At 61.5% G+C, this 18,256-nt stretch carries 19 protein-coding genes; 12 read left to right on the top strand and 7 right to left on the bottom strand.

Going from position 1 to position 18,256, the window contains the following annotated elements:
* The first annotated feature begins 96 nt into the window (after positions 1 to 96).
* The 3 genes from AB4K19_RS12550 to AB4K19_RS12560 all read left to right on the top strand — a co-directional run bounded on the left by AB4K19_RS12550 (position 97) and on the right by AB4K19_RS12560 (position 3,148).
* Complete coding sequence (locus AB4K19_RS12550; RefSeq protein ID WP_436397789.1) at positions 97 to 786, top strand: glutathione S-transferase family protein; 690 nt, start codon at positions 97 to 99, stop codon at positions 784 to 786.
* Positions 787 to 2,160, top strand: coding sequence for an L-serine ammonia-lyase (locus tag AB4K19_RS12555; RefSeq protein ID WP_436397791.1), 1,374 nt, complete (start codon positions 787 to 789; stop codon positions 2,158 to 2,160).
* 82 nt (positions 2,161 to 2,242) lie between these two features.
* The gene (locus AB4K19_RS12560; protein ID WP_436397792.1) at positions 2,243 to 3,148 is read left to right on the top strand and encodes a DMT family transporter; all 906 of its coding nucleotides are present in this window, start codon (positions 2,243 to 2,245) and stop codon (positions 3,146 to 3,148) included.
* On the opposite strand, the gene AB4K19_RS12565 is transcribed toward AB4K19_RS12560, so the two are convergent.
* Positions 3,075 to 3,800, bottom strand: a complete 726-nt coding sequence (locus tag AB4K19_RS12565) for a thiamine diphosphokinase (RefSeq protein WP_375228693.1) — start codon at positions 3,798 to 3,800, stop codon at positions 3,075 to 3,077. The two genes, AB4K19_RS12560 and AB4K19_RS12565, sit on opposite strands and share 74 nt — an antisense overlap.
* 137 nt (positions 3,801 to 3,937) lie before the next feature.
* Here AB4K19_RS12565 and AB4K19_RS12570 point away from each other — a divergent pair, with 137 nt between their 5' ends.
* Entirely contained in the window at positions 3,938 to 6,250 is a 2,313-nt protein-coding gene (locus AB4K19_RS12570) for a hypothetical protein (protein WP_375228694.1), read from the top strand.
* Between the two features lie 56 nt (positions 6,251 to 6,306).
* Here the strand turns inward: AB4K19_RS12570 and AB4K19_RS12575 are convergent, their stop codons facing one another.
* On the bottom strand, positions 6,307 to 6,531 hold the full coding sequence (locus tag AB4K19_RS12575; protein WP_375228695.1) for a DUF2842 domain-containing protein: 225 nt from the start codon (positions 6,529 to 6,531) through the stop codon (positions 6,307 to 6,309).
* Positions 6,532 to 6,539: 8 nt separating this feature from the next.
* Complete coding sequence (locus tag AB4K19_RS12580) at positions 6,540 to 7,835, bottom strand: adenylosuccinate synthase (protein WP_436397795.1); 1,296 nt, start codon at positions 7,833 to 7,835, stop codon at positions 6,540 to 6,542.
* 132 nt (positions 7,836 to 7,967) lie between these two features.
* Between AB4K19_RS12580 and AB4K19_RS12585 the strand changes: the two genes are divergently transcribed.
* Both AB4K19_RS12585 and AB4K19_RS12590 read left to right on the top strand, forming a co-directional pair.
* Entirely contained in the window at positions 7,968 to 8,363 is a 396-nt protein-coding gene (locus AB4K19_RS12585) for a DUF6524 family protein (protein ID WP_375230889.1), read from the top strand.
* A gap of 25 nt (positions 8,364 to 8,388) precedes the next feature.
* Positions 8,389 to 8,622, top strand: coding sequence for a hypothetical protein (locus AB4K19_RS12590; protein WP_375228696.1), 234 nt, complete (start codon positions 8,389 to 8,391; stop codon positions 8,620 to 8,622).
* Between the two features lie 90 nt (positions 8,623 to 8,712).
* Here AB4K19_RS12590 and AB4K19_RS12595 read toward each other — a convergent pair whose 3' ends face one another.
* Genes AB4K19_RS12595 through nthA form a run of 3 tightly spaced genes read right to left on the bottom strand, consistent with a single transcriptional unit; the run spans position 8,713 to position 10,300 of the window.
* Positions 8,713 to 9,021 (bottom strand): nitrile hydratase accessory protein, encoded by a 309-nt coding sequence (locus tag AB4K19_RS12595; RefSeq protein ID WP_375228697.1) that lies wholly within the window; start codon positions 9,019 to 9,021, stop codon positions 8,713 to 8,715.
* Positions 9,018 to 9,692, bottom strand: a complete 675-nt coding sequence (gene nthB, locus AB4K19_RS12600) for a nitrile hydratase subunit beta (protein ID WP_436397799.1) — start codon at positions 9,690 to 9,692, stop codon at positions 9,018 to 9,020. The genes AB4K19_RS12595 and nthB overlap by 4 nt, the downstream gene beginning before the upstream one ends.
* On the bottom strand, positions 9,689 to 10,300 hold the full coding sequence (nthA, locus tag AB4K19_RS12605) for a nitrile hydratase subunit alpha (RefSeq protein WP_375228698.1): 612 nt from the start codon (positions 10,298 to 10,300) through the stop codon (positions 9,689 to 9,691). Before nthA ends, nthB begins: the two co-directional genes overlap by 4 nt.
* A 305-nt stretch (positions 10,301 to 10,605) precedes the next feature.
* On the opposite strand from nthA, the gene secG reads away from it, so the two are divergent.
* On the top strand, positions 10,606 to 10,971 hold the full coding sequence (secG, locus tag AB4K19_RS12610) for a preprotein translocase subunit SecG (protein ID WP_436397801.1): 366 nt from the start codon (positions 10,606 to 10,608) through the stop codon (positions 10,969 to 10,971).
* A 173-nt stretch (positions 10,972 to 11,144) separates the two neighbouring features.
* Complete coding sequence (locus tag AB4K19_RS12615; protein ID WP_436397803.1) at positions 11,145 to 12,791, top strand: CTP synthase; 1,647 nt, start codon at positions 11,145 to 11,147, stop codon at positions 12,789 to 12,791.
* Positions 12,792 to 12,816: 25 nt separating this feature from the next.
* On the opposite strand, the gene AB4K19_RS12620 is transcribed toward AB4K19_RS12615, so the two are convergent.
* A complete protein-coding gene (locus AB4K19_RS12620; protein ID WP_375228699.1) occupies positions 12,817 to 13,875 on the bottom strand; it encodes a LacI family transcriptional regulator in 1,059 nt (352 codons plus the stop codon).
* A gap of 175 nt (positions 13,876 to 14,050) precedes the next feature.
* On the opposite strand from AB4K19_RS12620, the gene AB4K19_RS12625 reads away from it, so the two are divergent.
* The 4 genes from AB4K19_RS12625 (at position 14,051) to AB4K19_RS12640 (ending at position 18,224) form a co-directional block, all read left to right on the top strand.
* Positions 14,051 to 15,277: an ABC transporter substrate-binding protein gene (locus AB4K19_RS12625; protein ID WP_375228700.1), complete on the top strand. Its 1,227-nt coding sequence runs from the start codon at positions 14,051 to 14,053 to the stop codon at positions 15,275 to 15,277.
* 72 nt (positions 15,278 to 15,349) lie between these two features.
* Positions 15,350 to 16,243 (top strand): carbohydrate ABC transporter permease, encoded by an 894-nt coding sequence (locus AB4K19_RS12630; protein WP_375228701.1) that lies wholly within the window; start codon positions 15,350 to 15,352, stop codon positions 16,241 to 16,243.
* Positions 16,236 to 17,141: a carbohydrate ABC transporter permease gene (locus AB4K19_RS12635; RefSeq protein WP_375228702.1), complete on the top strand. Its 906-nt coding sequence runs from the start codon at positions 16,236 to 16,238 to the stop codon at positions 17,139 to 17,141. The genes AB4K19_RS12630 and AB4K19_RS12635 overlap by 8 nt, the downstream gene beginning before the upstream one ends.
* A gap of 6 nt (positions 17,142 to 17,147) precedes the next feature.
* Entirely contained in the window at positions 17,148 to 18,224 is a 1,077-nt protein-coding gene (locus AB4K19_RS12640; RefSeq protein ID WP_375228703.1) for an ABC transporter ATP-binding protein, read from the top strand.
* Positions 18,225 to 18,256 lie beyond the last annotated feature (32 nt).

An 18,256-nucleotide genomic window follows, 5' to 3' on the forward strand; every position in this document is an offset into this window, starting at 1 on the left:
CGCGGATGCGGGCCCGCGCTCCGTCCGCTGCGCTTTTCTGTCACCCGGCGTCGTTTTCCGTCGCGCCCCCGTACCGATATGCACTATTTCCCCGGTATGGCTTCACCTTATCTCCTCCACTACGCGCCCGATAACGCTTCGCTGCCGGTCCGTCTTGTGCTTGAGGAACTGGGAACGGCCTATGAGACACGTCTTGTCGACCGTGCCGCAGGCGCCCAGCGCGCGCCTGAATATCTCGCGGTCAACCCCACGGGTCTTATCCCCGCGCTGGAAACGCCCGAAGGTATCGTCTCTGAAACCGCTGCTATCCTGCTCTGGCTGGCCGACCGCCATGGGGCTCTGTTTCCCGCCCCGGACGGCGCCGCACGGGGGGCGCGGCTGCGCTGGTTGTTTTTTGCGTCCAACACCCTGCATGCCGAACTGCGCCGGCTTTTCTATGCTCACGTTTATGTCGGACACGACCCTGAAGATCAGGCCCGCCTGAGGCAATACTCCTGCACAGCGATCAATCGCCACCTGACCCTGCTGAATGATGCGATGCCTGCGGGCCATGAACCGGACATCCTCGACTGGTACACCTGCGCCATGCTGCGGTGGTGCGCGCTTTACCCGCGCGATTTTGACCGCAGCTGGTTTGATCTCACACGATTCCCTGCCCTGCACACCATGGCGTCGCACCTCGAAGACCGAGACAGCACCCGCGCAGCGCAGGCCGCCGAAGGCTTGGGGCCCACGCCGTTCACCGCGCCCTGTGCGCCGGAACCACCCGAAGGAAGTGCTCTTTAGATGTTCCTGTCCGTTTTCGATATGTTCAAGGTGGGCATCGGCCCGTCTTCCTCTCACACCATGGGGCCCATGATGGCTGCAGCGCGCTTCCTCGACATGATGCGCGCCTCTCCTTTCGTGTTTCACGGGCTGCGCGCGTCGCTTCATGGCAGTCTCGCCTTCACAGGTGTTGGCCACGCAACAGACCGCGCGACGATCCTTGGCCTCGCTGGATTTGTGCCTGACACCTATGATGCAGACAAAGCCGAAGCCGTCCTGACGGAAATCCGTGCAACAGGCATGATCGAACCTGCGGGCCTGCAGCCAATGCGGTTTGCCCCGGCCAATGATCTGATCTTTGACTATGACAACCCGCTGCCCGGGCATGCCAATGGTATGATCCTGATGGCCACGGACGCGCAGGGCGACGTGACACTGCGCGAAACGTTTTATTCCATCGGCGGCGGGTTTGTGATGACAGAGGCCGAACTGGCCGCCGGTAAAGACACAGACGACGGCGCGCCTGTTCCGTTTCCTTTCAAATCCGCAGCCGAAATGCTGGAAATGTCCACAGCGTCAGGCAAAACCATTGCCCAGATGAAACGCGCCAACGAAGACAGCCGCGTCGGCCACGAAAATCTGCGCAGCGGCACTGCACGCCTCTGGCAGGTGATGAACGACTGCATCGAACGGGGCCTGACCAACGAGGGCACGCTTCCCGGTGGTCTGAATGTCAGACGCCGCGCCAAGGGCATCCATGACAAGCTGCTGGAAGAACGCGGTATGAACCTGACCGCCCCGCATACGATCAACGACTGGATGAGCGTTTACGCGATGGCCGTGAACGAAGAGAACGCCGCCGGGGGTCAGGTGGTGACCGCCCCGACCAATGGCGCGGCAGGAGTGCTGCCCGCCACGCTGAAATACTATCTCGACCATGTGCCTGGCGCTTCGGAGGCCCACGTCGAGGACTTCCTTCTGACTGCGGCGGCAATCGGCGGGCTGGTCAAATACAATGCCTCGATCTCGGGGGCCGAGGCCGGTTGCCAGGCCGAAGTGGGCTCCGCTGCGGCCATGGCGGCCGCCGGGCTGTGCGCCGTGATGGGCGGCACACCGCAGCAGGTGGAAAACGCGGCGGAAATTGCACTCGAACATCACCTCGGCATGACCTGCGATCCCGTCAAGGGTCTCGTGCAGGTGCCCTGTATCGAACGCAATGGCCTCGGCGCGATCAAGGCCGTTTCAGCGGCGTCCCTCGCACTGCGCGGGGACGGCACGCACCTTGTGCCGCTCGACGCCTGTATTGAAACCATGCGCCAGACCGGGGCGGATATGTCCGAGAAGTACAAGGAAACCTCGCTGGGCGGGCTGGCCGTGAATATCCCCAACTGCTGACAGAACGGGCACCACTGAATGCCCGTTCAAAATACCTCAACCTTTGCTTGCAATAGCCACGGGCGCGCCGTAACGTCCGCCAATGTCCATGGACCGTCCCCTGCTTGGCATCATGCTGATGCTTGGTTTCTGCATTCTCGCACCTGTCGGGGACGCGGTCGCGAAGATACTTGGCCAGACCGTACCCGTGGGTCAGCTTGTGATCGTCCGTTTTGCCGTCCAGGCGGTGGTGCTCGTGCCGCTTGTCTGGCTGACCGGCAGGGCGTGGAAAATGAACGGGCGTGTGTTTTCGCTGACTGTTTTGCGTACTGTGCTGCACATTGCAGGCATCGGCATGATGGTCACCGCACTCAAATATCTGCCCCTGGCCGACGCAATAGCCATCGCATTTGTCATGCCCTTCATCATGCTGATCCTGGGCCATTACGCGCTGGGTGAAGAGGTCGGCAGCCGCCGTATTGCAGCCTGCGCGGTGGGATTCGTTGGTACCCTTCTGGTTGTGCAGCCCAGTTTTGCCGCGGTGGGATGGCCCGCGCTTCTGCCGGTTGGCGTGGCGCTGAATTTTGCGTTTTTCATGCTGGTCACGCGGCAGATTGCGAAACAGACCGATCCCATCGGCCTTCAGGCCGTGAGCGGCGTCATTGCGGTACTGATTATGATCCCGGTTTTCGCGCTCTTTCAGGGCAGCAGCCTCGACCAGCTTCAGCTGATCGCTGTTTCCTCCATGGACTGGACGCTGTTGCTGAGCATCGGCCTTCTGGGCACCGCGGCGCACCTGCTGATGACCTGGTCGCTGCGCTATGCGCCCTCTGCCACACTGGCGCCGATGCAGTATCTGGAAATTCCCTTTGCCACGGTCATCGGGTTCATCGTCTTCGGCGATCTGCCCAACCCGATGGCAACAACCGGTATCGTCATAACGATGGCGGCAGGTCTTTATATCGTTCTGCGCGAGCGGGCCAGCGCGCGCGCTGCTGTTCAGGCCTGAGAAGCGCTGCCGCGACCATGCCCAGCGCCTCCCGGGGCAAAAGACACAGCATGAACGGATCATCCGTTTCCAGCCTGACCGGGCCCGTCGCCCGGTTTGATGTACCGGATCTCAGACCCGGCGCAAACTGCAGACCGTCAATCGGCCACTGCAGTCCTTCCGAGCGGCCTGTCACGGACCCCATCGGGAACAGTGACACCCGAAGACCCGCGTCTGTGTCCAGGTTCAGACGGGGCGGACACAGAAAGACGATGTCCTCTTCACCGATAACAATGACCGGGCTGTCGCAGCGCACTGTCAGTGTATGGAAAACCGCCAGCTGATGATCGATCCGCCCGCCGCAGAACCCGATGGCCAGAATGAGCGGGGCGTCGATGTTGCGCAGAGCCTTGTCGAAATCGGTACTGTCCTGCTCGGCGATGTGGTGAATCCTGTCGCGCGGTATCTGCTCCAGCGTTGCGGCAGGAACGGAATCCAGATCACCGATCACGGCCTCCGGCATCATGCCTGCAGCCAGAGCGGCTGCAGCACCACCATCGGCTGCAACACAATGCTTTGCCACAGTCTGTGCTGTGCTAAAGTCTGTGCGCCCGACCTGTCCACCGCCCACGAGGATAAGCGGTAGATCGCTGAAAAAGATGCAGTTTTTCACGAAAGCTTAACGCCCTTCACAGAAGTAAGACACAATGTCGCCACGAAATGATACGGAAATGATCACAGATTCGCACCGGTTTGGCATCCGCCATCATGGTAAATATCTTGTTGATAATCACTGAGGACGAGCATCCCATGATGAATAATAACAAGATACTTACAGTTTCATACGGCACATTTTCCTGCACCCTTGAAGGTTTTGACGACAGTTTTGATACCATGAAAGCGATCGCGGAGTACTTCCGCGATCTAGCCGCCGATGACCGGTACTTTGGCGCTGAACCTCCGCAACCTGATGCCGAACTGCTGGCACGGATCGCCGAACGCGAAGTATCGCGCCGCGTCGAAGCACGTGAACAGGACGGCAGGATCATGCTGAAGGCGCAGGACGGGGATGGCCCGGCTGCTGCACCCGAAAACAATGACGCACCGGTTGCACCTGCAGCAGCTGCGGCAACTGCAGCGGCAGCCGCCCCGCAGGTTATGCCCGAGCCGGAGCCGGCACCTGCAGACATCGCACCCACCGAAACGCCCGCCCCACAGCCTGCCGCATGGGCACCGGAACCCATCGCCACAGAAGCCGCGGTTGACCCCGCAATGGTGGCCCCGGAGGAAGCATGGGTTCCGCCCGTTGCCGCAGAAACAGCGGAAGTCGCGGTTGCGGAAGCGCATGAAACGCCCGCCCCTCTCGATATGGCATTCGACGCCCCCACAGAGCCCACCGCCGAACCGGCACCGGCTGAAACCTTTCCTGCTGCACCGGTTGAGGTGGCCGAAGATGCTGCGGCTTTCTTTGCGGACAGCCCTGCAGTCGACGACACCTTCTTTGATGCCGATGCAAATGCACCCACGGAAGTGGAAATGCCCGGGTTTGTAACACCAGACACAGAAAGTGCCGCCAAAGACGTCCCGCTGGCCGAAGACACAGGCATGGCGCGCTCCGAGAGCATTGCAGACCGGCTCGCCCGCATCCGTGCCGTGGTCTCGCGGCATGACGATGCCGATGCGGATGTTGACGTGGACTACGAGGAGGAAATCGCCGACAGTGCGCCGCCGCCTGTCGAATTTGCTGGCACGCCCATGCCGGATTTTTCCAGCGCTGACGAAGAATTCGAAGGCGTAACAGACCAGGACGAAACTGACACTCTCACGGCCGCGGCCGCTGGGATCCACGACGCATTTGCCGCAGATGAGGTTTCAGCCGATCTTTCCGATGCCACAGAGGACGTGACCGCAGACACCGGCGAAGATGAAGATGACCTCTCAGCGATGCTTCAGCGCATCGAAGCCGGGGATCTGGCCGACGAAGACGCAGAAATGGAGCCGGAGACCGGTTCATCTGAGCAAACTGAACCTGAGCACTCAGCAGAGGCCGGTTTTGAAGACCTGGCTCAGGCGGAGGAAATCATTCACGTCGGGGAAATGGAGGATGTCAGAACAGATGAGACAGAATTCAGCACAGACAAAGACGAAAACCTCTTCGCACGGGACGACGCTGAGACGGAGGTGGTCGAGGAGCTCTTCGACACGCCGGACGCGTTCATCCACGACGACGGAGCGGTAGTCGCGGACGCAGCAGACGACGCCGGAGAACCGGAAGCCGCTGGTGGGGAGGATAGCAACGCCCCGGTCACTGCCCGTGTGATGAAAGTCAGCACCGAGGAGCTGGACGCCGCGCTGGAAAGCGGTGCGCTGGAGACTCTTGACGCGGACGCAGAGGAGGCCGGCGAAAGCATCGCTGACCGGCCGGCCGCCCGGGACACGCTGCCGGACATCGGCGAGGATGCAGGCGTAGATGTATCGCGTCTGATGGCCGAAGCGGATCATCAGATGGAAGAACCCGAGGGGGCAACACGCCGCAGCGCGTTTGCGCACCTGCGCGCCGCTGTTGCCGCCCGGTTTGCAGACAAATCCATGGATGCGGACGAAGAGAAGGGCCGCGCCGCCGCGGATGCTTACCGCAGCGATCTGGCCGAAGTGGTCAAACCGCGCCGCCCGGTTGCGGACGGACCGACACGCACGGACCGGCCCGAGACATCGCAGACCGCACCTCTGAAACTGGTCGCAGAACAGCGCATCAGCGATGATGAAACACCGGCGGCACCAGTGGCACCGCGCCGCGTTGCCGCAGCTTTCGCTGATGATGCCGACATGGCGTCTGACACCGGCTTTGCAGCCTTTGCCGAAGAAGTGGGTGCCACGAAACTGCCAGAGCTGCTCGAAGCAGCCGCAGCCTACATGGCGTTTGTCGAGGGCCAGGAGCAGTTCTCGCGCCCGCAGCTGATGACACGTGTGCGCCAGGCCGAGGGGGGCGACTGCACCCGCGAGGACGGTCTGCGCAGCTTTGGCCAGCTTCTGCGCGCCGGTAAAATCGAAAAAATGCAGGGCGGCCGCTTTGCCGCCTCAGAAGCGATCGGGTACCGCCCGGACGAACGCGCCGCAGGCTGAACCAGATACCTTATGACCCCGGAGTGAAGCGGCGGGCCCCGGCCCGCCGTTTTGCGTCAGGCGCCGCCGTCCGGCCCGTCCGGATCCGCCTGCCCGATCCCGCGGAACACCGCCCGCAGCGGAATCGCCCACAGCACGCCCAGACCCACATAGATCAGAAGCTCCACCAGAATGGAGGGCCGGTCCATCAGGCTCACCAGAGACACCGCGAGAATAATATAGAGCGGCAGCCCGATCAGCAGGATCAGCAGCGACAGCCGCCGGCGGGTCTTGTACGTCATGTCACACCTCAGTCAGAGAAGGGATCCGTGACGAGAATCGTATCATCCCGCTCCGGCGAGGTAGAAAGTAGAGCGACCGGACAGTCGATCAACTCTTCCACGCGGCGCACGTATTTGATCGCATTGGCCGGCAGGTCAGCCCAACTGCGCGCGCCCTCGGTGCTCTCTGACCAGCCGGGCATCTCTTCATAGACGGGGGTGCAGCGTGCCTGATGATCGGCGGCCGTGGGCAGATAATCCACCCGGTTCCCGTCCAGTTCATAGCCCACACAGATTTTCAGCGTCTCAAACCCGTCGAGCACGTCGAGCTTGGTCAGGGCAATCCCGTTCACGCCGGATGTCGCACAGGTCTGGCGGACCAGCACCGCATCAAACCAGCCGCAACGACGCTTACGGCCTGTGACCGTGCCAAATTCGTGGCCCCGTTCGCCGAGGCGCTGCCCGTCTGCATCATCAAGCTCCGACGGGAACGGCCCCTCGCCCACGCGGGTTGTATAGGCCTTCACGATGCCCAGCACATAGTCGATTGACCCCGGACCGATGCCCACACCCGTGGCCGCCTGTCCCGCGATTACATTGGACGAGGTCACAAACGGATAGGTGCCGAAATCGATGTCGAGCAGCGCGCCCTGCGCCCCTTCGAACAGGATACGCCGGCCGGCTTTTCTCTTTTCGTTCAGCACCTTCCAGACAGGTGCAGCGTATTTCAGAATTTCGGGTGCCACTTCGCTCAGCTGCGCAAGCAGCGCGTCGCGGTCCACGGGCTCAATGCCCAGGCCGCGGCGCAGCGGGTCGTGATGCTGCAACGCGCGGTCCACGCGCGCCTCCAGTGTGGCAGGGTCTGCAAGGTCCGCCACCCGCACCGACCGGCGGCCCACTTTGTCCTCATAGGCCGGGCCGATGCCGCGCCCGGTTGTGCCGATCTTGGTGCCCTTGCTGGCGGCTTCTTCGCGCGCCCGGTCCAGCTCGCCGTGGATTGGCAGGATAAGCGGCGTGTTCTCGGCAATCATCAGCGTCTCAGGCGTGATATCGACACCCTGCCCCCGGATCGTGTCGATCTCGCCCAGCAGATGCCACGGGTCCAGCACCACGCCGTTGCCGATGACAGACAGCTTCCCGCCCCGCACCACACCCGACGGCAGCGCGTTCAGTTTATAAACCTTGCCGTCGATCACCAGGGTATGGCCCGCGTTGTGCCCGCCCTGAAACCGCGCGATCACATCCGCACGTTCGCTGAGCCAGTCAACGATTTTGCCTTTTCCCTCATCGCCCCACTGGGCGCCGACAACGACAACATTGGCCATGGCGGGTCCTTTTCATCCGGGTTAAACCGGCGCCGGTATACCTGGCCCGCCGCCGGTGTGCCATGGACTTTTTGACCCGGTCCGCGGATATTTCCGCAGAGGCAAGAGAGGCAGCGTTAAGATATGGATTTGATGGGATTTCTGACCCGCTGGCTCTGCGCGCTCATCCTGCTGGCCGCGACTTTCAACCCGACGCAATACAATTATATCCGCTGGGTACAGGATTATGGCGGCCAGAATCTCTCGGTCGCGGTGCTGGCCGGTCTGCTGCTGACAGTGGGCTACATCATCTATCTGCGCGCCACGCTGCGTTCGATCGGTGGTCTTGGGATGACACTGGTTCTTGCTATCTTTGCGGCTTCCGTCTGGGTGCTACGCGATCTGGGATTGGTTGATCTGGATAAACCGGGGCTAAACGTCTGGCTGGGGCTTGCAGCACTGTCGCTGGTGCTGGGTATCGGCCTGAGCTGGAGCCACGTGCGCCGCGCGCTTTCCGGCCAGGCGGATATGGACGACGTGGACGAATGACGCAGACCGTGGCAGACTGTGCGGCATGACACGCAGAACCGACCGCCCCGAAGATTTCCAGAAGTTCTACTACGCCAAAGTGGGCCTGGGCGAAGGCTGCGGCTGCGCCGAGCGTGTCATCGACATGCATGAATTTGACCGCCAGGCAGGACGCCCGAAACTGCGCCTGCCGCTAATGCCAGCCCGTGGCAGTTTCAGGCGGTTTCTGCAAAAGGCCGGGCTGACCTCCCGCCCTGCGCGCCCGGACGATAGCCTCTGACAGCATACCGGAAACCCGGTTCAGCACGGAATGCATTGAAACCTGTGGGTTCAGGCAGCGCTCCGAAAACCAGGGGCTTCGCCTGATGCTTTAAAGCCGCACCGGCGCACCATGAGGCGTGCGCAGATAGGCGGCCTCCCAGGCGGCTTTCATCTTCTGCAGTTCCGCCGCACCGGCCATCCCGCGCTCCCCCAGAAAGGCTTCCAGCGTTTCCAGCCAGGCATCGAAATAATCCGCGCCACCGTCCAGTTCCCGCGACAGCCCGTGGCGTTTCAGCGTGGCGCCGAAGGCCGCCGCCCAGTCGGCCCAGGCAAAATGCCCCGCTTCATTCAGATGCACGGTCAGTGCAAAAATCTGCGCGTGCCAGGGTTCGGAAAAGACCGGCTCGGGGCGGGTCATGGCACAGCCGTCAGATAGCTCTGCCAGAGGTCCAGCACGACCTCATCGCGCGGATGCTCCGGATGCGCCCAGAGCTCGGATGCCGGAAAGGCCACCGCATAAAGCGGCTCTGCCGCGTCGCCCAGTCTGTGGGCAGAACTGTCCGGCAGGATATGCGTGCCGTGATACCGCACAATCCGGCCCCGCGCGCCGGCGGCATAGACCGGCAGGCGCGTGTGCCCGCCATCGACCAGCGTGTTGGCAGCGATACCGCGCGTCACAACTGCATCTCCGGGGCAAAAAACCGGCGCGATATCGCTGGGCCGGTCCGCCGGTCCACCGGCGGCCAGAACGCCGGGAACCGCATCCGCCTTCATCGCTTTGTGTGCAAGCGGGCTTTCTGTGGCAGCCCCCCCTGCCAGCTCTTCGGCGCTGACAACGCCGGTGTCGGCCAGGAGATCCGCAAGGCCCGCCATCCATTTCTCGTAATAGGAAAACCGCGCGTAATCCGTGGGCGCCAGACATTCGCGTGCATGGCGGGAGACATCGATGTTCCATTTGCCCAGCGCGCCACAGGCCAGCGTCACCGCCAGGGCGCGGGCGTGCCAGTCTTCGTGAAAAACCTCGCCTTCCGCTTCCGGGATCACCGGGCCGTCACCAAAACGGCCGCCCATATCATGCGGGCGGGTCACGGGGTCACCGCCAGACCGGTGCCGATCATGCTGTCCCGCGTCACCAGCGCCATCAGGTCGTCCTCGCTCATGCCATCGGTGCCGGTCGGGCGCTGCGGGATCACAAGGTACCTGACTTCCGCAGTAGAATCCCAGATGCGCACGGCGGTATCCTCGGGCAGCGTTACGCCAAATTCGGCCAGAACTTTACGCGGCTCGCGCACGGCGCGTGCTCGGTAGGCGTCAGATTTGTACCAGGTCGGCGGAATACCCAGCAGCGGCCACGGATAGCAGCTGCACAGCGTGCACACGACCATGTTGTGTGTCTCATCGGTGTTTTCCACCGCCACCATGTGTTCACCCTGCCGGCCATAGAAACCCATCTCCGCCACAACGGGCGTTGCATCCTCCAGCAGGGCCGCGCGGAAATCCGCGTCCGTCCAGGCACGCGCCACGACCCGGGCGCCATTTCGCGGGCCGATCCGGTTCTCATAGGTGTCGATGATTTCGTCCAGGGCCGCAGGATCAATCAGCCCTTTCTGCGTCAGAAGCGTCTCAAGCGCGCGCACGCGCAGCGCAGGATCAGAGGGCAGACGGTCGTGCGGGTGGTCATGGTGATCGTGGGGCATGGCGGCATCATTGCCCGGCCCTCTGCCCATGTCCAGCGCGGAACCCCCCACAGTTGCGTGATATTTTCTGCAACCTGAACGGGCACTTTTGTGGTATACTCAGATCAAGAAGTGAGTCTGCTGCGCCTCAGTTCCAGGATAACCCTCTTAGTTGCGCGCATGTGAGCACCGCTTCGCCAGACCGTCGCCTCCGTGCGGCGGTTTTCGGTGTCCGGGAAAGCGTCAGCGCAGGCCGATCCTCCCTTGCGGCGCGGGGCAAACTTGCCTAGATAGCGCGCAGGCTAATTCGAAATCTGCAGGTCTCAATGGAAAACGTCGTCCTGATCGTCCACCTTATTCTTGCGCTCGCGCTCATTGCGGTGGTGCTGCTGCAGCGCTCCGAAGGTGGTGGGCTCGGTATGGGCGGCGGTGGCGGCGGCGCCGTCTCCGGGCGGGCTGCGGCAACCGCGCTTGGCAAAGTGACCTGGGTGCTGGCCATCGCCTTTATCTGCACGTCGATCACGCTGACCATCTTCGCCGCTGAGAATGCGACCGGATCGTCGGTTGTTGACCGGCTTGGCGTGGCAGCGCCCCCCTCGGCGGACAACAGCGCGCCTGCAGCGCCCGAAGGCGATGATCTGCTGCCACCGGCGCCGGGTGACAACGCTCCGCTGGTTCCGACCCTCGATTAACCTGATTTAACTACACTTTGCGGCATGGCCGGAATTCGCAACATGATGTTGCGGTTCGCCTTGCCATTGCCGCGCGAATCCTGATACACTTAAGTCCCGTGGTGCTGTGAAGATTCATGGCTGATCCGGGCCTTTTCAGACAGGCCTCAACAGACGCACGGGAGCATCGTTACATGGCGCGTTACATCTTTATCACCGGCGGTGTGGTCTCCAGCCTTGGCAAGGGTCTGGCCTCCGCGGCACTCGGTGCGCTGCTCCAGGCCCGTGGCTTCTCGGTTCGTCTGCGCAAGCTCGATCCCTATCTGAACGTCGACCCCGGCACCATGTCACCCTTCGAGCACGGTGAGGTTTTCGTGACCGATGATGGTGCCGAAACCGACCTGGATCTCGGGCATTATGAACGGTTCACCGGCGTACCCGCGCGTATGACGGATTCGGTCTCCTCCGGCCGCATCTATTCCAACGTGCTCGAAAAAGAACGGCGCGGCGATTATCTGGGCAAAACGATCCAGGTCGTCCCGCACGTCACAAATGAGATCAAATCCTTTCTTGATGTGGGCGGTGACGAGGTCGATTTCATGCTCTGCGAGATCGGCGGCACCGTAGGCGACATCGAAGGCCTGCCCTTCTTTGAGGCCATTCGCCAGTACAGCCATGACAAACCGCGCGGCCAGTGCATCTTTATGCATCTGACGCTGCTGCCCTGGCTGGCGGCCTCGGGCGAGCTGAAAACCAAACCCACGCAGCACTCCGTCAAGGAACTGCAGTCGATCGGGATCGCGCCCGATATTCTGGTCTGCCGCTCGGAACAGCCGATCCCGGAAAAGGAACGCGAAAAAATCGCCCTCTTCTGCAATGTGCGCAAAGAGGCCGTTGTTGCCGCCTATGACCTCAAAACGATCTATGACGCGCCGCTGGCCTATCACGAACAGGGGCTCGACCAAGCGGTGCTGGACGCCTTTGATATCTCGCCCGCGCCAAAACCTGATATGACGGTCTGGCACGATGTCTCGGACCGGGTGCACAACCCCGAAGGCGAGGTGCGCGTGGCCATTGTCGGCAAATACACGCAGCTTGAAGACGCCTATAAATCCATCGCCGAGGCGCTGACCCACGGCGGCATGGCCAACCGCGTGAAGGTGCGGGTCGAATGGGTCGATGCGGAGATTTTCGACACCGCCGATGATGTGGCCCCGCACCTCGAAGGGTTCCACGCCATTCTCGTGCCGGGCGGGTTCGGCGAGCGCGGGACCGAAGGCAAGATCAAAGCCGCACAATATGCCCGTGAAAACAACGTCCCCTACCTGGGCATCTGCCTAGGCATGCAGATGGCCGTGATCGAGGCCGCGCGCAACGTGGCCGACATCAAATCCGCAGGCTCCGAGGAATTCGACCACGAAGCAGGTAAAAAGCGTTTTGAGCCGGTGGTTTATCACCTCAAGGAATGGGTCCAGGGCAACGCCAAGGTCAGCCGCAAGGTCGGTGACGACAAGGGCGGCACCATGCGTCTGGGCGCTTATGATGCGGTGCTCAGCGAAGGCTCGAAAGTTGCCGAAGTCTACGGCTCCACCACCATCGACGAGCGGCACCGCCACCGCTATGAGGTCGACATCAAATACCGCGACAAGCTCGAAGAGGCGGGCCTGGTGTTCTCCGGCATGTCACCCGATGGCAAACTGCCCGAGATCATTGAATGGCCGGATCACCCCTGGTTCATCGGCGTCCAGTTCCACCCGGAACTGAAATCCAAACCCTTTGATCCGCATCCGCTGTTCCGCGACTTTGTGCGCGCAGCCAAGGAAATATCACGTCTCGTGTGACCGTCCGCCCGCAAAAAGCGCCGCGTCAGTCGGCGCTTTCCACCGGGTTGTTCAGAAACTGCATCGGTTTTTCGCCCGGTTTCAGCAGCTGCTGCATCACCGCTTTTGCCAGAAAGCGCCCGGCGTCGCTGACGTCCTCGAACTCAACCATAATGTCCTGTCGGAACATCCTGAGGATCGGCACCACCTCTTTGGACAGCACGTCGATGTCCTGGCCCAGACGTCTGCCCTGCTCTTCAATGGCGACAATCGCGGCAATGGCGGTGCGCGATGACGTACAGATGATCGCATCCACCTCGGGCGACCGGGACAACCGCTGCCTGATCCAGTGGCGGATCTCATCAGAGGGCCGGTCGCTGTCCACGTTCTCAGCAATCCGGTAGCTGATATCCAGATCCCGGCCATGGTCGCGCAGCCCGCGTATCATGTCCTGGGCGTAGTTCTGGTTCGTGGGTGGCAGGATCGCATGCACGTTGCGCCGGTTGCGCGCTGCCAGCCGCTTCAGTGCCACCCCCATGAAAGCGTTGTTGTCATAGTCGTAATAGGCATGCCGGTCGCACCATTTTGTCCGGCCATGCGTGGCAAAGGGGAACCCCTGCTGCAGCAGATATTCCACACGTGGGTCCTCCGGTTCGGTCATGTTGAAAATCACCGCATCCGCGGAGCGTGTCTCGACGATATAGCGGATCGAGCGCAGCGAATCCTCATCCGGAAACCAGGGCAGCACATTCAGATGAAACCGGGTGCCACGGAGCTCCTGTGCGATGGAATTGGTCAGTTTCGACGTATTGTTGATCACATCAACTTCGGCCGGAACCACCAGCGTGATGACATTCGTGCGCCCCGTTCTGAGGCGGACACCGGCACGGTTCGGCACATAGCCGATGCCTGTCGCGATACGGCGCACCAGCTCTTTGGTCTCCTGCCCGATGTCAGGCGCGTCGCCCAGCGCGCGCGACACCGTGGCCACGGCCAAGCCACTGATACGTGATATGGTTTTAAGTGTCGGCCGCTCGCCCGGCTGCACAAGAGCCATCATCTCTTCGGCGCTCAACAGGCCAGCTTCACGTGTGCTGCGTTTCATCAGTTCCCCCCGCTGACCGGACTTTAGCCCGAAGCAATCCGCTCTGCACCCCGTGCAGGCACGAAACTTTCCGGTCGCGTTCCACAACTATAAAGGTCCCAAAAAAATGCTTGCAAGGATTTTCTATAACGATATAGATTTTTACTATAACGTTATAGCCTTGGGAGGATGGTCTATGAAACGGATATCGAAACTGCTTGCAGCGACGGCAATTGTCGCCGCATCCGGCGCATCAGCAACAGAGCTGGAAGTCATGCACTGGTGGACATCCGGCGGGGAAGCCGCCGCGGTGACAGAGATTGCCAATGCGTTCAACGCATCCGGCAACACATGGGTCGATGCGGCCATCGCCGGTGGCGACAATGCGCGCCCGGTCATGGTCAGCCGGATCGTCGGCGGCGACCCGATGGGCGCGTTTCAGTTCAACCATGGTCGTCAGGCCGAGGAGCTGATCGAGGCAGGCCTGCTGCGCGATATCACGGACATTGCCGAGGCCGAAGGCTGGACAGAGCTGGTGAACCCGCCGTCCCTGCTGGCGTCCTGCACCGTGGACGGCCGCATTTACTGCGCCCCTGTGAACATCCACTCCTGGCAGTGGCTGTGGGTCAGCCACAAAGCCTATGAGGACGCGGGCGTGCCCGTGCCGACCAACTGGACCGAATTTGTAGGCTCAGCAGATGCGCTCGAGGCGGCAGGCAAAATCCCGATGGCAATGGGGCAGCAGGGCTGGCAACAGGCCGGTGCCTTCAGCGTGCTGATTGCAAGCCTGCTGCCGAGCGAAATTTACACTAAAGTTTACGGCGACAAGGACACTGCCGTGGCCGGTGGCCCCGAAGTCGCCAGCGTGTTCAAAGCTGCCGATGATGCGCGCAGCATGGCCGCCAACTCCAACGTGCAGAACTGGAATGATGCCACTGCGATGGTGATCAAGGGCGATGCCGGTGGTCAGATCATGGGCGACTGGGCGCAGGGCGAAATGGCCGTAGCGCAGGTCACCGCAGGTGAGGATTACAGCTGTCTGCCCGGTCTGGGCATGAACCCGCGCCTGTCCACAGGCGGTGATGCCTTCTATTTCCCCGTGCTCTCGGACGAAGATCAGATCGCGGCTCAGACGGAACTGGCGCGGCTGATGCTCAGCCCGGAAACACAGGTGGCTTTCAACCTCAAAAAGGGCTCCCTGCCGGTACGCGGCGACGTGAATCTGGATGCGGCCAATGACTGCATGGCCAAAGGCCTCGACCTGCTGAAGGCCGGTGCGCTGCTGCCGGACGTCAACCAGCTGGTCACGCCCGATACAAACGAACAGCTCAAGACGCTCTTCACAGAGTTCTTTGCTGATGCGTCGATGACGCCCGAGGACGCTCAGGCCGAGTTTGTCAAAATCATCGACCGGGCCGACTGATCCTACCCCCGTCTGCGGGCGTGCCGGTGGGGCGTGTCCGCAGACAGTTTTACAGCCGATGGGAGAGGGCCGATGGCTTCACAGCGCCCGAACCGGCTGTTCCGCAATCTGAACGCAAAAATCGCCTCGATCCCGATGATCGTGACAGCCCTTTTTGTCTTCGTCGGCGGCACAGCCTGGACCATAGTCTACAGCTTCACCGGTTCCGGTCTGCTCCCGCGCCTCAAGTGGGTGGGCTTTGACCAGTACGAACGGCTGTGGAGCACCAAGAAATGGCTGGTCGCCATTGAAAACCTGGCCATTTACGGGGTCTGCATGCTGGTGCTGGTCTTTGTGATCGGCTTTGTGCTCGCCGCCCTGATCGACCAGAAAATCCGCTTTGAGAATACAATCCGCACCGTCATCCTCTACCCCTATGCGCTCAGCTTTGTGGTCACGGGGCTGGTCTGGCAATGGATCCTGAACCCCGAGTTCGGCGTCGAGAGCATCGTGCGCGGCATGGGCTGGGAAAGCTTTAACTTCGATCCGCTCTACAACGCCCAGATTGCCATCTTTGGGGTACTGATCGCGGGGCTGTGGCAGGGCAGCGGCCTGGTGATGGTCCTGATGCTGGCAGGCCTGCGCGGTATCGACCAGGAGGTCTGGAAAGCCGCGCGCGTGGACGGCATTCCCTCCTGGAAAACCTATATCTTTGTGGTCATCCCGATGATGCGCCCGGTGTTTGTGACAACGCTCGTGCTGACCGTGACCGGCATCGTCAAACTCTACGACCTGATCGTCGCACAGACCAGCGGCGGGCCCGGCATCGCCACAGAGGTGCCCGCCAAATACGTCTACGACATGATGTTCGGCGCCAACAATCTCGGCCAGGGCTTTGCCGCGTCCACGATGATGCTCGTGACCGTGGCGCTGGTGGTCATCCCCTGGGCCATCCTCGAATTCGGCGGAGGCAGGAAACATGGCTGATCTCTCCAGACCCGTGCTCGAAGGTCCGCAGGGCCCGAAACCCACCCGCGCCCTGTCGCGCCGCAACATTTTTCTGTATGGCACGCTCTTTGTGGTGGCCGCCTATTATGCGCTGCCGCTCTACATCATGATCGTCACCTCGCTGAAAGGCATGCCCGAAATCCGCGTCGGCAATATCTTTGCCCCGCCGCTCGAAGTGACCTTCGAACCCTGGGTCAAAGCCTGGTCCGAGGCCTGCACCGGCCTGAGCTGCGAGGGTCTGAGCGCCGGCTTCTGGAACTCCGTGAAAATCACCATTCCCTCGGTGCTGCTGTCGATTATCATTGCCTCGGTCAACGGCTACGCGCTGGCGAACTGGCGGTTCAGGGGGGCCAATGCCTTCTTCACCGTGCTGATTTTCGGGGCCTTTATCCCCTATCAGATCATGCTCTACCCCATCGTGATCATGCTGCGCGAGGTTGGGCTTTACGGATCACTCACGGGCCTCGTGATCGTGCACACCATCTTTGGCATGCCCATTCTGACGCTGCTCTTCCGGAACTATTTCACCTCGCTGCCCGAAGAACTCTTCAAAGCCGCCCGCGTGGATGGCGCCGGGTTCTGGGGTATCTACTTCCGCATCATGCTGCCCATGTCGGTGCCGATCTTCACCGTGGCGGTCATCCTGCAGATCACCGGTATCTGGAACGATTTCCTGTTCGGCGTGGTCTACACCGGCCCGGATGCCTATCCGATGACCGTGCAGCTCAATAACATCGTCAACTCAAGCCAGGGCGTGAAGGAATACAACGTCAATATGGCCGCGACCATCATCACCGGTCTCGTGCCGCTGACCATCTACTTCGTCTCCGGAAAACTCTTCGTCCGCGGCATCGCTGCTGGCGCTGTCAAAGGGTAACGCCACATGACCAACTCAGTGGAAATCAAAAACCTCGATCTGGCCTTCGGCGCTGTCAAAGTGCTGCAGGACCTGAACCTGGAAATCAGCAAGGGCGAGTTCCTGGTGCTTCTGGGCTCGTCAGGCTGCGGGAAATCAACACTACTAAACTGCATCGCCGGTCTGCTGGATGTGACCGCCGGACAGCTCTTTATCAACGGCCAGAACGTAACATGGGCGGAGCCCTCTGAACGGGGCATAGGCATGGTTTTCCAGTCCTACGCGCTTTACCCGCAGATGACGGTCGAAGGAAATCTGACCTTTGGTCTGAAGAACGCAAAACTGCCCAAAGACGAGATCAGAAAGCGGGTCAAAAGGGCCTCGGAAATCCTCCAGATCGAGCCGCTGCTCAAACGCAAACCGGCAGCCCTGTCAGGTGGCCAGCGCCAGCGGGTCGCCATCGGCCGCGCGCTGGTGCGCGATGTGGATGTCTTTCTTTTTGATGAGCCGCTGTCGAACCTGGATGCCAAGCTGCGCGCGGATCTGCGCGTCGAGATCAAGCGGCTGCACCAGAATCTCGGCAACACAATGATCTACGTCACCCATGACCAGATCGAGGCGATGACACTGGCCGACCGGATCGCAATCATGCGCGACGGGCAGATCATGCAACTGGCCTCGCCCGAGGAAATCTACTGCCGGCCCGTGAACCGTTATGTGGCGGGTTTTATCGGGTCGCCGTCGATGAATTTCCTCGAAGGCACAATCCGGGGCAGTCATTTTGAGGTGGGCGGGTTGTCCGTGCCGCTGTCCGCGTATGAATTCTCCGGGCCAGTGACCGACGGCCCCGCCACACTTGGCATCCGGCCCGAGCACATTGTGACCGGCGAGCTGGTGGGCAATACGCCCTGGCAGACCCAGGTGACCGTCAGCCTGATTGAGCCCACCGGGTCCGACACGCTGGTCGACTGCGACGTTGCGGGTCACCCCTTCCGTGTCCGCATGGAAGGTCAGGCCCGGGTCAGCATGGGCGAAACCATCACGATCGGCGTTGATCCGTCACGGGCCTCGCTTTTTGACACCAAAACCGAACTGAGGCTCTGACACGTCAGCAGCCTTTCACCCAACCGGCCCCG

Source organism: Roseobacter phycocola, assembly GCF_042055075.2.
In the GTDB taxonomy this organism is placed as follows: Bacteria; Pseudomonadota; Alphaproteobacteria; order Rhodobacterales; family Rhodobacteraceae; genus Roseobacter.